The 14,312-nt window shown below is 38.8% G+C and carries 16 protein-coding genes and 2 pseudogenes; 1 reads left to right on the top strand and 17 read right to left on the bottom strand.

The genetic code is table 11. The annotated features are described in order from the left end of the window. From ipk to metG, 9 genes and pseudogenes are all read right to left on the bottom strand, one after another. A pseudogene (gene ipk / locus AC11ZT_RS11455) lies at positions 1 to 200 on the bottom strand (4-(cytidine 5'-diphospho)-2-C-methyl-D-erythritol kinase); the annotation flags it as partial. Between the two features lie 196 nt (positions 201 to 396). Beyond that, positions 397 to 579 (bottom strand): small, acid-soluble spore protein, alpha/beta type, encoded by a 183-nt coding sequence (locus tag AC11ZT_RS11450; RefSeq protein ID WP_379971479.1) that lies wholly within the window; start codon positions 577 to 579, stop codon positions 397 to 399. A 100-nt stretch (positions 580 to 679) separates the two neighbouring features. Continuing rightward, positions 680 to 937, bottom strand: a complete 258-nt coding sequence (veg, locus tag AC11ZT_RS11445) for a biofilm formation stimulator Veg (RefSeq protein ID WP_484059718.1) — start codon at positions 935 to 937, stop codon at positions 680 to 682. A 198-nt stretch (positions 938 to 1,135) separates the two neighbouring features. Next, complete coding sequence (gene yabG / locus AC11ZT_RS11440; RefSeq protein WP_484059717.1) at positions 1,136 to 2,011, bottom strand: sporulation peptidase YabG; 876 nt, start codon at positions 2,009 to 2,011, stop codon at positions 1,136 to 1,138. A 139-nt stretch (positions 2,012 to 2,150) separates the two neighbouring features. After that, positions 2,151 to 3,026 carry a 16S rRNA (adenine(1518)-N(6)/adenine(1519)-N(6))-dimethyltransferase RsmA gene (rsmA, locus tag AC11ZT_RS11435; protein WP_484059716.1) on the bottom strand — a complete coding sequence of 292 codons (876 nt, stop codon included), beginning with the start codon at positions 3,024 to 3,026 and terminating at the stop codon, positions 2,151 to 2,153. Beyond that, complete coding sequence (gene rnmV / locus AC11ZT_RS11430) at positions 3,023 to 3,580, bottom strand: ribonuclease M5 (protein WP_484059715.1); 558 nt, start codon at positions 3,578 to 3,580, stop codon at positions 3,023 to 3,025. Before rnmV ends, rsmA begins: the two co-directional genes overlap by 4 nt. A gap of 221 nt (positions 3,581 to 3,801) precedes the next feature. Beyond that, positions 3,802 to 5,001 carry a ubiquitin-like domain-containing protein gene (locus AC11ZT_RS11425; RefSeq protein ID WP_484059714.1) on the bottom strand — a complete coding sequence of 400 codons (1,200 nt, stop codon included), beginning with the start codon at positions 4,999 to 5,001 and terminating at the stop codon, positions 3,802 to 3,804. A gap of 163 nt (positions 5,002 to 5,164) precedes the next feature. Beyond that, entirely contained in the window at positions 5,165 to 5,932 is a 768-nt protein-coding gene (locus AC11ZT_RS11420) for a TatD family hydrolase (protein WP_484059713.1), read from the bottom strand. A 203-nt stretch (positions 5,933 to 6,135) separates the two neighbouring features. Continuing rightward, the gene (gene metG, locus AC11ZT_RS11415; protein ID WP_484059712.1) at positions 6,136 to 8,115 is read right to left on the bottom strand and encodes a methionine--tRNA ligase; all 1,980 of its coding nucleotides are present in this window, start codon (positions 8,113 to 8,115) and stop codon (positions 6,136 to 6,138) included. A 407-nt stretch (positions 8,116 to 8,522) separates the two neighbouring features. On the opposite strand from metG, the gene AC11ZT_RS11410 reads away from it, so the two are divergent. After that, entirely contained in the window at positions 8,523 to 8,810 is a 288-nt protein-coding gene (locus AC11ZT_RS11410; RefSeq protein ID WP_379971436.1) for a transition state genes transcriptional regulator AbrB, read from the top strand. 60 nt (positions 8,811 to 8,870) lie between these two features. Here the strand turns inward: AC11ZT_RS11410 and rsmI are convergent, their stop codons facing one another. The 8 genes and pseudogenes from rsmI to AC11ZT_RS11370 all read right to left on the bottom strand — a co-directional run. Further along, the gene (gene rsmI, locus AC11ZT_RS11405; protein ID WP_484059711.1) at positions 8,871 to 9,746 is read right to left on the bottom strand and encodes a 16S rRNA (cytidine(1402)-2'-O)-methyltransferase; all 876 of its coding nucleotides are present in this window, start codon (positions 9,744 to 9,746) and stop codon (positions 8,871 to 8,873) included. Continuing rightward, positions 9,679 to 10,006: pseudogene (locus AC11ZT_RS11400) on the bottom strand (GIY-YIG nuclease family protein). The gene rsmI and the pseudogene AC11ZT_RS11400 overlap by 68 nt, the downstream one beginning before the upstream one ends. Further along, on the bottom strand, positions 9,993 to 10,733 hold the full coding sequence (locus AC11ZT_RS11395; protein WP_484059710.1) for a tRNA1(Val) (adenine(37)-N6)-methyltransferase: 741 nt from the start codon (positions 10,731 to 10,733) through the stop codon (positions 9,993 to 9,995). Before AC11ZT_RS11395 ends, AC11ZT_RS11400 begins: the two are co-directional and overlap by 14 nt. A gap of 80 nt (positions 10,734 to 10,813) precedes the next feature. Beyond that, complete coding sequence (gene yabA, locus AC11ZT_RS11390) at positions 10,814 to 11,161, bottom strand: DNA replication initiation control protein YabA (protein ID WP_379971434.1); 348 nt, start codon at positions 11,159 to 11,161, stop codon at positions 10,814 to 10,816. Positions 11,162 to 11,175: 14 nt separating this feature from the next. Next, on the bottom strand, positions 11,176 to 12,003 hold the full coding sequence (locus tag AC11ZT_RS11385) for a PSP1 domain-containing protein (protein ID WP_484059709.1): 828 nt from the start codon (positions 12,001 to 12,003) through the stop codon (positions 11,176 to 11,178). Between the two features lie 4 nt (positions 12,004 to 12,007). Further along, on the bottom strand, positions 12,008 to 12,988 hold the full coding sequence (gene holB / locus AC11ZT_RS11380) for a DNA polymerase III subunit delta' (RefSeq protein WP_484059708.1): 981 nt from the start codon (positions 12,986 to 12,988) through the stop codon (positions 12,008 to 12,010). Between the two features lie 33 nt (positions 12,989 to 13,021). Next, entirely contained in the window at positions 13,022 to 13,645 is a 624-nt protein-coding gene (gene tmk, locus AC11ZT_RS11375; RefSeq protein WP_484059707.1) for a dTMP kinase, read from the bottom strand. After that, a partial coding sequence (locus tag AC11ZT_RS11370; protein WP_484059706.1) for an Orn/Lys/Arg family decarboxylase occupies positions 13,642 to 14,312 on the bottom strand: 671 nt, incomplete at its 5' end. The genes AC11ZT_RS11370 and tmk, both read right to left, overlap by 4 nt.

Raw genomic sequence — 14,312 nt, 5'->3', positions numbered from 1 at the left:
AGATTACGCTGATCATCAGGGACATACCGATTATGAGAAATGATTTCAATTTTATTCTGATCAAGCTCTGCAAGTTCGATTCGATCTGCCAAATCAATGGTTGTCATAATCATACGAACTTCGTGATATCCATCTTCTCTCTTTCGTAATACGTCTAACGATAAATTAATTTTTGCCGGTGCTTTCACTAGCAGCTTCAACCTTTTCACCTACTCTATGTACTCAATTATCGTTTATTTTACCACACCTTCAACCCTCATGCTTTCGTAAACCTAATTATACGAAAAACTATAAAAAAAAGAAAAGTGCAAGTAGCCTCATTTCTTTATCAAGTACATTAGACAAAAAAGCCGAGGATGTTTTTCCTCGACTGCCATAGGTGGGAACATTCATTTGTTATTGATGTTCTTGATTGTTTAGATGCTGCTGTGCAATCTCAATCGCACGCTTGACCATATTTCCAGCATCTTTAGCACGGATGGCTCCCCATCCCTCTTTTTGCACTACATCATAAAATCCAAGTTCCTTTGCTAACTCTTCTTTCAACTGCTGCGACATAATGCCTCTTCTTCTACTCAGGTGCAAAGCCCTCCTTTTTCCTACACTATGGCCTTATTAGTATGGGAAAAAGGGAGAGATTCATTTGTAGAAACATTTGTAAATGTTTCTGCTTTTATCCTTAAAGGACCAATTCACCAGTCTGTTCATCATAAAATGTAAGCTCAACTGTTTCTGTTAGCACATCTGCATAGCTATAGGATACTCGTTGAAATGCGTATTCGTCTTCGAGTTGAACAACAAATACAGATGGATAAGTTTCTGATAATACACCAGACCGTTCTATTGTCTTCCTTCTTCCGCTATTTGCCTTTAACAATAATCTTTTTCCTAGTTGACCATCTAACGAGCTCTTAATTTCTATTAGTTGCTTTGCCATTTACGCTGCACCTCGCTGCCTTTATTTCAAAGTCACACCTTTTTCATTCTGAACTCACATGCATAGTCTTAACGTCTTTTTGGATTTTTATGTATAGTATACCAGAAAGCTTACTGAACTTATATGTTAGCTTTTCCTTCCAAACGAAAGAAAAGCTAACACGAAAGGAATTTACGCCCTTTTTTTGTTAGCTTTTTTTTACTCATTATAATGTTGAAATGGCAATCCTGTTCGTAAAATGCCTTTCGTTTCAATGCCACCAAGACCTCGTTCTCCGGTAATGGTATTGCGTACAACTTCCCACACATTTACTCGGTCCATAAAAGATGTAAAGCTAATTTTCGCTACTACATACACTGGATCTAATGCATGAATATTTATACGTGACGGAGAACTGGCAAAATTTGCTCCCGCGCGGATAAGCGCTTCAAAGTGCGATTGACACGCTCCTGCAAAAATCACAAGATGATCAAGGGAAGGATACTTTCTTCTTGCTTCATGAACAGCCTGCACAAAATGTCTGGAGTGCCGATAAGCCTCTATATCGTCTACTTTTCCTTTCGCTTTTGTATAGGAATCATGTCCTGTAATAACTAAGATATCTGGCTTATATTGGTCAAGTAAATCTCCAATTCTTATATGCATCTCCGTTTCCTTACAATGTGCTCCATGCACAGGAACTCCAATCTTTCTATATAAATCTAAACACTTTTGTAAATAAGTAGCGTCCCCATCTATATGCAGTACTTTTCCAGGCATTTGAAAATAATTAACATCTGTACTATACCCGCCACTCGAATAATATTCATTCCGCTGCTGCAGCTCGTGGTAATCCTGTTGAAATAATCGATACGTTTGTTCGAGCTTATCATGTTCTTCCCTCGTACGTTGTCGATAGGCGCGCTTATCGATAACGATTAAGTCTGCAATCGGTGCATCAGCTACAAGACGAAATTCTTCCCCGTATAAAATAGCAATTGGATTACCGCTCTCTTCTCTAATTTCTGTCACGCGAAAAAGAAGGTCGCGCCTGTGAGATATTCTTTCCACTAAATCCCCGACCTTGGCTCCCATTCATTCTACCCCCAAATTCCTTTCATTTCTTTAATTAGGCTATGTTACAACAAGGAAAAAGTGACAAAAAAACAAATAGAGATGCAAGAAAGAATATTCTTTCTTGCATCTCTTACAAAATCATCGTGTGGCAGGCAAGTTACACTCTATGCTCATATAAGGTATTGCTTAACTTAGCAAATTCCTCAATAGTCAATGTTTCGCCTCTTCGCTTCGGATCAATTCCTATTTCAAGAAGTGTTCGTTCGAGAAGGTCCTTATCCTTCGGAATGGAAGATACATTGCTGGAAAGATTATTAAGTAACGTTTTTCTTCGCTGTGCAAAACTTGCACGTACCACTTGAAAGAAAAACGCCTCATCTATCACTTCCACTACTGGCTTCTCCCGCTTAATTAAGCGTAGTACAGCTGAATCTACATTCGGTTGCGGCACAAATACCGTACGAGGAACGGTCATAACGGTCTCTGCTACCATATAATATTGAATCGCAATGGAGAGGGAGCCATAGTTTTTCGATCCCGGCTCAGCTGCAATTCGGTCCGCCACTTCCTTTTGCATCATTACAACAATACCTCGAATAGGAAGTGATTCTTCTAGTAATTTAAAAAGAATAGGCGTTGTCACATAATACGGAAGGTTAGCTACCACCATAATATCTTGCCCTTCTTCAAATTGTGAAGCAATGACCGCTTTTACATCTTCCTTGAGAACATCCCCATGAATAATATCTACATGGGGATATGGCTCTAGCGTTTCTGCAAGGATGGGAAGCAATCGTTGATCAATTTCAAAGGCTACTACTTTCTTAGCACGCTTTGCAAGCTGTTCCGTTAACGCTCCAATACCAGGACCAATTTCAATGGCTCCAGAGTTAGGTGTGAGCTCTGCAAAGTCAACAATTCGATTTAACACATTCGTATCAATTAAAAAATTTTGTCCCAAGCTTTTTTTAAAAGAAAAACCATATTTTTCTAAAATTAATTTTGTACGATTGGGCGTTGCAATGTCTTTCATTTCGTTTCCTCCTGCAGTACCTTCAACATAGCCGCTTCAAATTCTTCTTTGGAAATTTGGAACATTTGTAGTCGCTTATACATTTGTTTTCCATTAGCATGTCCAATTTTTAATAGCTTTCCAAGTCGTTCCCGACGAACTTTCGCATTGTCTCCGCCAATTAATCCAGCTTGCAGGACATCCTCCCACAAGATCTCTGCTTCTAGCTCCAGCATTTCCTGTTGCACGTGCTCTAATGCCTGCCGTATGGATTGGATAGATGCATGTTCCACACCTAAACCCTTATTATTTTTTGCAATGGCTTCCTTCTTCGGCAAAAACGCATGCTTACATCCTGGGACTTTTTCTGAGACAATTCTACGTATCCTTTCACCAGGATAATCTGGATCTGTGAAAATAATCACGCCTCTCGTTTGCTGTGCTAAACGAACTCTCTCGATTACTTCATCTCCAATAGCCGACCCGTTTGTTTCTATCGTATCTGCGTTCAACGCTCGCTTGATCGCAACCGTATCATCTTTACCCTCTACAACAATAATTTCTTTAATTTTCATCCTGTCCTCCAAAGTACAACTATATCTAGTTTATTAAACAAAAAAAATAACAACTTTTCCATTATTATTTTCGTGTAAGTTTGCTTATCTATTAATGATAATCCATAATCCGTTTCTATGTATATTATTTATACATTTTCTTATCCCATATACCTCTACAAATAGGTAAAAGCAAGAGACGATACTTCTCTTGCTTTTACTCCTAACTTTTTATGCTTTTCCTATCGTAATATGCGAATCTTCACTCGTTTTCGTCCCCATTCATTGGCTGCTGCTTCGGTAGGCAGTAATACATCTATTCGATTTCCTTTAATCGCCCCGCCTGTATCCCCAGCAATTGCATAGCCGTATCCTTCTACCCAGACCTTCGTTCCTAATGGTATGATTCTAGGATCTACCGCTATTAGTGCCATATTCGGATTCGCCCTATAGTTGTATCCCCCAGCACTTACCCCCTCACAACCGTCACAGAAAGGAGAATATGCAGTAGCTTCCACGTAGTATTCTGAAGCTATTACCATTTCGTTATTACTCGGTTCGACTGCTTTTGCAGGCTGCTTCGTACCGACTACAACAATCTGATCGGTACTTTCCTTCAACATAACTTCCTTCGTTACATTTCGCGATACTTCTATTCCATTTTCTTTTACCACTTCAAAGGTCTTTGCTACCTTTCCTCCTTCCCCTTCCTGCAAAACACGCTCTTCCCCTGCAAGTAATGATGAATCTTGTTTCTTTACTACAGCATAATTTGTGTTTTGTTCAATCGTTTCTTCTGTTTTCTCAACCCGTATAACTTTGACGACGGTATTCCTATTAATTTTTTGATCCAAGGAAGGCTCGACACGATCTAACTCCCTTAATAGGATATGTTGATTTTTTAATACATTTGCAACCGTAATAGACGTCGACCAGACTTGCATATCTTTCGTACCGTCTTGTAACAGAATAGGAAAAGCCTTTTCTATTTTTATCACTTCATTCCCTTCAATCGGTGCATCTAATGCAGGAGTCACACTATCATATTTTGTAATCTCCATTTGCTTGTCTTTTAGTAATTCTTCAACCGTTTTAGCTGTTGACCAGACAATATGTGTAATGTCATCTATCTTTACAGTGTGCAGCTTTGCTTTTTGTATCATTATTTTCATATTATTCTGAATTTTTTCAGTAGGAGCCGGGTATACACGATCATGTTCTGTTAGGACTATTTCCTTTTCCTGCAGCAATTCACCTACCGTTATTGCATGTGTATGAACCACTTCTGAATGTCCATCAATTTCGAGGGTCACCGAATCATTCGTATACGCATAGGCTACTGTCCCTACTGAGCTGGATAAAACTAAAGCACTTGTGAGCTGCACTGCTACCTTTTTTTTCGACTCCAATTTTGGTACTACATGTTTTGTCGTTTCATTCATGATAGAACTCCTCCTTTATTTCTTGAAATCAACGTAACTAGCTAACTTCTATTGTTTAAATAGATAACGCAAGCATGTTAGATTGTATCAAATAAGAAAATGAAGTAAGATCATGTGAGGGAAAAGGGAGACTTACGTGTTATACAAATAAGTCTCCCTTCCATCATTGAATACCAAAAAATCGTTTTGCATTTTCAGACGTTATCAAAGCAACATCTTCATATGACAGATCCTTTAATAAGGCAATTTCCTCTGCAACCCGCTTCACATAGGCCGGTTCATTTCGTTTCCCGCGATAAGGATGCGGAGCTAAATAGGGACAATCTGTTTCAATTAACAACTTTTCAATCGGAATCTCCGCCGCCACTTCTTTCGGTTTTTTTGCATTTTTAAACGTTACCGGTCCTCCCAATGAAATAAGGAAATTCATGTCTACACATATTTTTGCTGTTTCGACGCTACCGCTAAAACAATGCATAATTCCACCAACATCCTCTGCATGCTCCTCCTTAAGGATCGTAACTGTATCTTCGATTGCATCTCGTGTATGAATGATAATCGGTAGTCGCACTTTTCTAGCCAATCGTATTTGTTTCCGAAATACTTCCTGTTGGACGTCCTTTGGAGACTTATCCCAGTGATAATCGAGACCCATTTCTCCTAAAGCCACTACCTTGGGATGAGCAGCTAACTGCTCAATCCACTGTAAATGCTCATTTGTCATATCAATGGCATCAACAGGGTGCCATCCTACTGCAGCATATATAAAATCGTAGTTTTCCGCTAATTGGATTGCTTTCGGAATGGTTACTTGATCAAATCCAACAACAACCAGATTCGTAACCCCAGCTTCACGAGCGTGTTCAATCACTTGTTCCACATCTTCTGCATATTGTTCATCATTTAAATGGGCGTGTGTATCAAAAAGCATTGCCAGATCTCCTTTTACTTAAATTAAAATTCACCACGTCAATCCATTACGTTCCTAGTGAGATAATTATAGGTCTATTACATTTATAGTGCATAGATGGAGCAATTATCCATAATTTTTGACAAGAAAAAGAGATGTTTCGCTCTAATACCTATGAAACACCTCTTTTTCTATCACATTTTCAACTTCCATTTGGAAAGAAACTATTTAATTTTCGTACCATTTGGAAGTGTTTGGTCAACTGTCGCTAGAGACAATGCACCATTTTCTTCACCCGCCAAAATCATTCCTTGTGATAGTTCACCGCGCAATGTAACCGGCTTTAAGTTAGCAACACAAATTACTTTCTTCCCTAGTAAATCCTCTGGTGAATACCACTTTGCAATACCAGAAACTACTTGGCGCTTTTCTGTACCAAGGTCAAGTTGAAGCTTTAATAACTTATTAGCGCCTTTTACAGGCTCTGCATGAAGTACTTCTGCTACGCGAAGGTCAACCTTGAAAAATTCATCGATAGAAATTTCTTCCGACTCTTCCTGCTTCTCTGGTTTTTCTTCTTGTTTGGGAGATGGCCCCTTCATTTGAGACTTAATATAGGCAACTTCTGTTTCTACTTCTAAACGAGGGAATATCGGATTTGCTTTTGCCACGTTTGTTCCTTCTGGAATCATGCCAAATACGAGACTATCCCATGTTTTTAACTCTGTTGTTTGAATACCCAGCTGTGCAAACATTTCCGTAGGGCATGCAGTCAAAAACGGTTGGAGCATAACAGCTACTTGACGTAACACCTCGGCTAAATGAGCCATAACGGATTGAAGCTTTTCCCGGTCCTGTTCATTCTTAGCAAGGACCCAAGGCTGCGTTTCATCAATGTATTTATTAGAACGGCTAATCAATTGCCAAATTTCCGCTAAAGCAACTGAAAACTCCATATTATCCATTGATTTTTCTACATTTTGAATCGTTTCTTTTGTAACAGTCACTAAATCTGTATCAAATGCAGTAACATTTTCACGATAAGTAGGGATTACTCCTCCGAAATATTTGTCTATCATCGCAATCGTACGGTTCAATAAGTTTCCTAAGTCATTCGCCAAATCATAGTTTAATCGTTCGACAAAACCCTCTGGTGTAAACACACCATCTGAACCAAATGGTACTTCACGAAGTAAATAATAACGAAGCGCATCAAGACCATACCGATCAATTAATGTAACGGGATCTACTACATTCCCCTTTGATTTACTCATCTTACCGTCCTTCATTAAAATCCAGCCATGAGCAAATACTTTCTTCGGAAGCGGTAAATCAAGTGCCATTAACATGATTGGCCAATAAATCGTGTGGAAACGAACGATTTCTTTTCCAACAAGATGAACATCAGCAGGCCAATATTTCTTATAAAGCTCATCCTGATCCGTACCATAGCCAAGTGCCGTAATATAATTGGATAACGCATCAATCCACACGTAAATAACATGCTTTGGATTTCCAGGAACACGGATTCCCCAGTCAAAGGAAGTACGAGAAACCGCTAAATCTTCCAGTCCTGGTTTAATAAAATTATTTATCATCTCATTTTTACGAGATTCTGGCTGAATAAATTCTGGATTTTCTTCATAGAATTTTAATAGTCGGTCCGAATATTTTCCCATTTTGAAAAAGTAGGACTCTTCCCGCACAAGTTCTACAGGGTGACCACTATCAGGACTTTTTCCGCCAACTATTTTCCCATCTTCAAGCACAGGATCAACTAGCTGCAACTCCGTATAAAAGGTTTCATCCTGAACAGAATACCATCCTTCATATTCATCTAGATAAATGTCACCTTGATCTAATAAACGTTTGAAAATCTTTTCGACAATACTCTTATGTCGATCTTGCGTCGTACGAATAAAATCATCATAAGAGATATCCATTTTTCCCCACAAATCTTGAATTCCTGACACAATACCATCTACGTATTGTTGCGGGGTTACTCCCGTTTCTTCAGCCTTCTTCTGAATCTTCTGACCATGTTCATCCGTACCTGTTAAATAATGTACGTCAAACCCTTTCAACCGCTTATACCGTGCCATTGCATCTCCAGCAACTGTCGTATAAGCATGCCCGATATGCAGTTTACCGCTCGGATAATAAATAGGGGTTGTAATATAAAAACTTTTTTTGTCCGCTGCCATTTCGAAACCTCCCAAATGACTATTATGTAATTAGCCGTTCTAACAAGTAGAAATGTTTCCTTTGTTAGAAGTTTTCCTTTTTAAATAGTATACCAAACTTACTCATAAAAATGAGAATGTGTTTGGTAGCCATCCATTAATATTACCATGTATTTCTCTGAAAGCTAAAAATTATACATGCTATCTTCACATCACAGATCGTCTACATGCTACTAATTATAGATTGTTTCTTATTGACCATTTTTCATAGAAAAAATTTTTTAAAAAAATTATCGAATTTTGCGATTTAATAATTGACGGAAATGTAAATGATTGGTATCATAGATTCATAAGGTATTTTGTCGAAAAATGGCGAAACAAGATATATAATCATTACAGTTTAAACACACAATTAGGAGGAAAAAATTATGAAATCTACAGGTATCGTTCGTAAAGTTGATGAGTTAGGTCGTGTGGTAATTCCTATCGAATTACGTCGTACATTAGGTATTGCAGAAAAAGACGCCCTTGAAATCTACGTGGATGATGAAAAAATCATTCTTAAAAAGTACAAGCCTAATATGACTTGCCAAGTAACTGGCGAAGTTTCTGACGAAAATCTATCTCTTGCAGGTGGTAAAATCATTCTTTCACCTGAAGGTGCACAAATCATTTTACAAGAATTACAATCTTACATTGCAGCTGCTGCAAAATAAATAATAAAGTAACCACTTCTCTTAGTTTACAAGGGAAGTGGTTTTTATTTTCATAGACTACTATTTTTTTTCATCAATATGATAAATTTGATAGATATCTCTTTTCGACATATTTCGATCTAATGCTACATGTTTAATGGCATCCTTGGAGGACTCCTTCTTCTCTTCGATGTAGTGCTCTACATGTTCGATAATAGACAGCGCGTGCCACCATTCCTCTTCCTGCGGCATTTCTTCGGTAGATCCTTCCACCAAAATACAAAATTCTCCGCGAACTTCGCCTGTTTTCGACCATTGTATAACGTCTTCCACTGTACCACGAATAAATTCTTCAAATTTCTTTGTAAGCTCACGGCATATTGCAATTCTTCGATTCCCCAGTACATCCTTTATCGCAAGTAACGTTTCTTCCAACCGATGAGGCGCCTCATAAAAAAGCAACGTTTCTTTTCGGTAAAGAAGCTGCTCTAACTCCTGCTTTTTATCCTTTTTTTGTCGCTGTAAAAATCCGAAAAAATAAAAATGCTGCGTAGGAAGGCCTGATGCAATGAGTGCTGTAAGAGCGGCATTTGCCCCTGGCAGAGGTACTACCGTAATTTGATTGGATACAGCCTGCGTAACAAGCTCATAGCCAGGATCCGAAATACAAGGCATACCTGCATCACTTACAAGTGCAATCGTCTTTCCATCTTGTAATAATTCGATAATTTTATAGCCTATGGTTTCTTTATTATGCTCATGATAGCTCATAATTGGCGTTTCGATTTGAAAGTGATTGCACAGTTTTTTAGTTTGTCTCGTATCTTCTGCTGCAATGATATCTGCTTCCTTCAGCATTCGTACTGCACGAAATGTCATGTCCTCTAAATTACCAATCGGGGTTGGAACGAGAAACAATGTTCCGCCTTTTGCTTGAAAGCTCTTCTGCTGCCACATAGTTATTCTCCTTTTTGCACATACTGTTCTTTCTCTTTTCGCGTAAGCTGTTTAAAGTGATACTCTGCTTGCATTGCCTCGGTTTTCGTTTCGAATTCTTCTGAATATAGGAGCTCAACGGGACGATGACTCCGAGTATAGCGTGCTCCTTTTCCCTCATTATGCTGCTTCACTCTTCGTTCAATATCAATGGTATATCCGCCGTAGTAACTTCCGTCCCCACACTCCAGCACATAGAAATAATGTTTATTTTTCTCCATACAGAATTCCTCGAATTTCTGATGTATATTCATTTTTTTCATTATAAACGATAAGTGGAGGAAGAATTTTCAAATCAGCCTTTCCATCCTTTATTCCTTCTACGAGAAGCATATTCGCTTCCTTTCCTAGCTTAGGATATACGAATTGTAGACGCTTTGGCTCAATTTTATACATGCGCATTAGCGTTACAATATCCAGTAGGCGCCCAGGTCGATGTACAAAAGCAACTTTCCCTCCTTGTTTGACGAGCTGGCTGCTTACACGAACCACGTCCTCCAGATTACACATGATTTCATGGCGAGCAATAGCAAGATGTTCATTCGGATTGATCTCAGATGTGGCTGGCGTTTGGAAATAAGGTGGGTTACATGTTACCACATCAAATGTATGGTGACCCAAAATCGGCGGCATTTCTTTTATGTCACCATGAATAAGGTGAATGCGATCTGATAAGCCATTATAATCAACACTTCGCACTCCCATTTGATAAATACGCTCTTGTATTTCTACGCCAGTAATGCTCCCCTTCGTTCTTGTACTTAACAGCAAGGGAATCACTGCATTGCCTGTACATAAATCTAGAAGTGACCCTTTCTGGATGGGCACCCAAGCAAAGTGGGCTAGCAAGACGGCATCTAATGAAAAATTAAAAACCGATGGACTTTGCACGATTTTTAATTTCTCTGCTAATAAATAATCAAGACGTTCATCCCCATACAATTCCATACCCATAATCCTTTCTATTTTATCTATGATTGGGTTACGTTGACAAAAAATTACCTTCCCACTCGCATGGAAAGGTAATTTTATTTTTTATTTAAAAATGATAAGCAGAATAAGCAGTCGCCTTCCTTACGAACACTCCCATAATGCAAATTACAAATATGAAAGCCTTCTTGGTAAAGTCTTGCCAAGTTATCATATCCTTCACCAATATCTGCTGTTGGTTTTTTTTCCTTTTCCTTCTGGCGATGTTGCTTTTTTTCAAGCACGTTTTCAAACCGGCGACGTAAATGCTCGTTTTCCATCTTTATATGTTGATTTTCTTCGAGAAGCTCGGCGAGATGCTGCTTCAGCTCGCCGAGTTGCTTATATAAATGACCGATTTGTTCTTCCATGCTTATTACCGACTCAAAAATATCCTTTTTCTCCACAAGCGTCCACCTCATTAGTCTGTGGTTTGACTCGATACGACTCCTTCATGCATGAGCTCATCTAATGTATATTCAACGATACGGTCCTTCCCTACTAGCTCGATTTGAATTAGCCGTTCTAATATATTCAAGCCAATTACACGTCCGGGACCGTTCGATGTTTGCACTTTTTCATCTAAATCTGGTAGTTGCTCTTTCGCTGTCTCGTATTCATCATTCTCATATTTCAAGCAACACATTAACCGTCCGCACAATCCTGAAATCTTAGCTGGATTTAGCGATAAGCTTTGATCTTTTGCCATTTTAATGGATACAGGATCAAAATCTCCTAAAAAGGTAGAACAACAAAGCATACGTCCGCATGGACCAATCCCACCGAGCATTTTTGCTTCATCTCGTACTCCGATTTGACGAAGTTCGATTCGCGTGCGGAATATTGAGGCCAAGTCCTTTACGAGCTCCCTGAAATCAATACGTCCATCTGCTGTAAAGTAAAAAATTACCTTATTACGATCGAATGTATACTCTACATCTACAAGCTTCATATCTAGCTCGTGATCCGTTACCTTCTGTAAGCAAATCTTATAAGCCTCTTTTGCGTCTCTTTTATTCTCATCAACAATTTGTCGGTCTTCCTCTTCTGCAATACGAATTACCTTTTTTAATGGCAATACAACATCATCTTCGCCTACCTGTTTCTTAGGCATAACAACTTTCCCATACTCAATTCCCCGTACCGTTTCTACAATTACAAAATCATCTTTCGGTATATCTAGATTGTTCGGGTCGAAGTAATAGATTTTTCCTGCCTTTTTAAAGCGTACCCCTACTACATCATACAAGCGTTTATCCCTCCTGTAAGCGAAATACAAGCTGATCAAATATAAGCTGAGCATTTGCATTCGCATTAAGCCGTTTTTTTGCTTCTAATATATTGGAAAGAGCCGATACAATCCGTTTTTGAGAATAAGAGAAAGATTGTAATAAATCATGCTGATCTTGAAAAACAATTTCCTCATTCTCGATAGACCGCACATATAATAAATCCCTATAAATAAGGAGTAGCATATCTAATCCCATTTGTAGTTGTTCTTTATCTGAAAAATGCTTGACCCATTTTTCTTGTACAAAAAAAAGAGACGCTGAATCTTTTCCAAGAGCTTCACATAATTTTATCACTAAAGTTCTGGCTTGTGCAAACCATTCATCATGACAATAGGCTGACGCCTCATCTACATTGTTCGTCAATTTAGCAGCTGTTGCTGCAAAATACGCTGGTATTCCTTGCTCTTGTAGTTGCTTAACTAAAGCAGGATGAGAAAGTGGACGAAATGTTATTATTTGGCAACGTGATAAAATCGTACTTAGCATTTGATGACTGTGCTCTGTAACTAAGATTGCCGTCGCCTCACTGCTTGGTTCCTCCAAAAATTTAAGCAATGTATTAGCGGCATTAACTGTCATACGATCCGCATGACCAATAATATACACTTTCTTATTCGTTTCTAAGCCCGTTTTCGTAAATTCTTCTTGAAGCATTTGAATTTGCTGCTTCTTAATCGATAATCCATCAGGCATCACTTTATATACATTCGGATGATTTCCCGACGTTATTCGTTTGCAATTGCTACAGGTTTGACACGGCTCTGCCCCTTTTCTATTTAGACAAAATATACTCTTGGCAAGTAGAATAGCCGCCTCCATTTTCCCTGTGCCCTTTGGTCCTTCTAGCAAATAGGCGTGCGAGATTCGCTGCTTAATAATACTATTCGTTATGATCTGGGTAGCGATAGGTTGTATGTCCGCCAACTTTCCCCATTGTTGCATAAATCATCACTCACTTATTTTAAGTTTTCACTCCTATAAATACTTCTCTATTTGATCTTGTACATCCTTTAATACCTCTTCTTTAGATCGTGCAGCATCAATTCGAACAATGCGGTTCGGAAATCGCTTCAGTAGCTGTAAATAGCCTTCGCGTACCTTTTGGTGAAATGAAATATCCTCCATATCTAAACGATTGATTTCTCTTTGTTCATCACCGTGAATTCGTTCTAAACCTAAACTCGGTTGAATATCCAAATAGATGGTAAGATCCGGCATACAATCTTCGGTAGCAAACCGGTTGATTTCGTACACATTATCGATTCCTAACCCTCTTGCATAACCTTGATAAGCAAGTGAGCTGTCGATAAAGCGATCACATAAGACAATAGCCCCCTCCTTAAGAGCTGGCATAACTTTCTCTACTAGATGCTGTCTTCGCGCAGCAGCGTAAAGTAGAGCCTCCGTACGGGCATCCATCATCGTATGAGCAGGATCATGAATCAAAGTTCGAATTTTTTCTGCAATTTCTATTCCGCCTGGTTCACGAGTTACGACAATGGTTCGCCCTCTATCATGCAAATGCGGAAGTATATCTCTTAGTAGTGTTGTTTTTCCTGAACCTTCTGGTCCTTCTATCGTAATAAATAAACCCTTCATTTTGACTTCACCTTTCTTTGCCCATAAACTTGGATTGATTGTGTATCCAAGCTTGTATTGCCTTGAAAATGAGCACCTGCTTCTAGAAGCATTTGTATATGTTCAATATGTTCCCTCTCGATACGTTCACCGGGCATCACAATTGGTACCCCTGGTGGATACGGGAGAATCATTTCTGCTGCAATCTGACCGTATGCTTCTCTAAGCGGAATAGTTTGTTCGGTCCACGTGTCTGCTTCTTCATATGAAATGACCAACGTGGAAAATAAAGATGAGATATGTAGAGGTACTGCAAGATTTCTCTTCATTACAGGAAATGACTTTAGTGCTTCTCGAATAATTGCAACTGCTTTTATATAGGAAGAATTAATTGAAAGCGGTAAAACAAGCAATACATTATACGGGTCAGCTAATTCGGTATATAATCCTTTTTCTTCCAATATGGTTTGTATATCATACCCTGACAAATTGCACTTCGTTTGAATAATAATTTTTAGTGGATCTTGTCCCTGTTTATGAATCACTGTAATTTGTGGTATGCGTGATAATTCCTCACGAATGTATTGAAGGGAAGAAGATAGTTCCTCAATTCCTTCTCGTTTTAACCTAGCCAACGAGTAACGCGCTAAGTCCAATGATGCCATAATGGGATAGGATGGGCTGCTTG

This window comes from Ectobacillus sp. (assembly GCF_056992975.1).
This window is presented reverse-complemented; position numbering and strand designations above follow the sequence as displayed.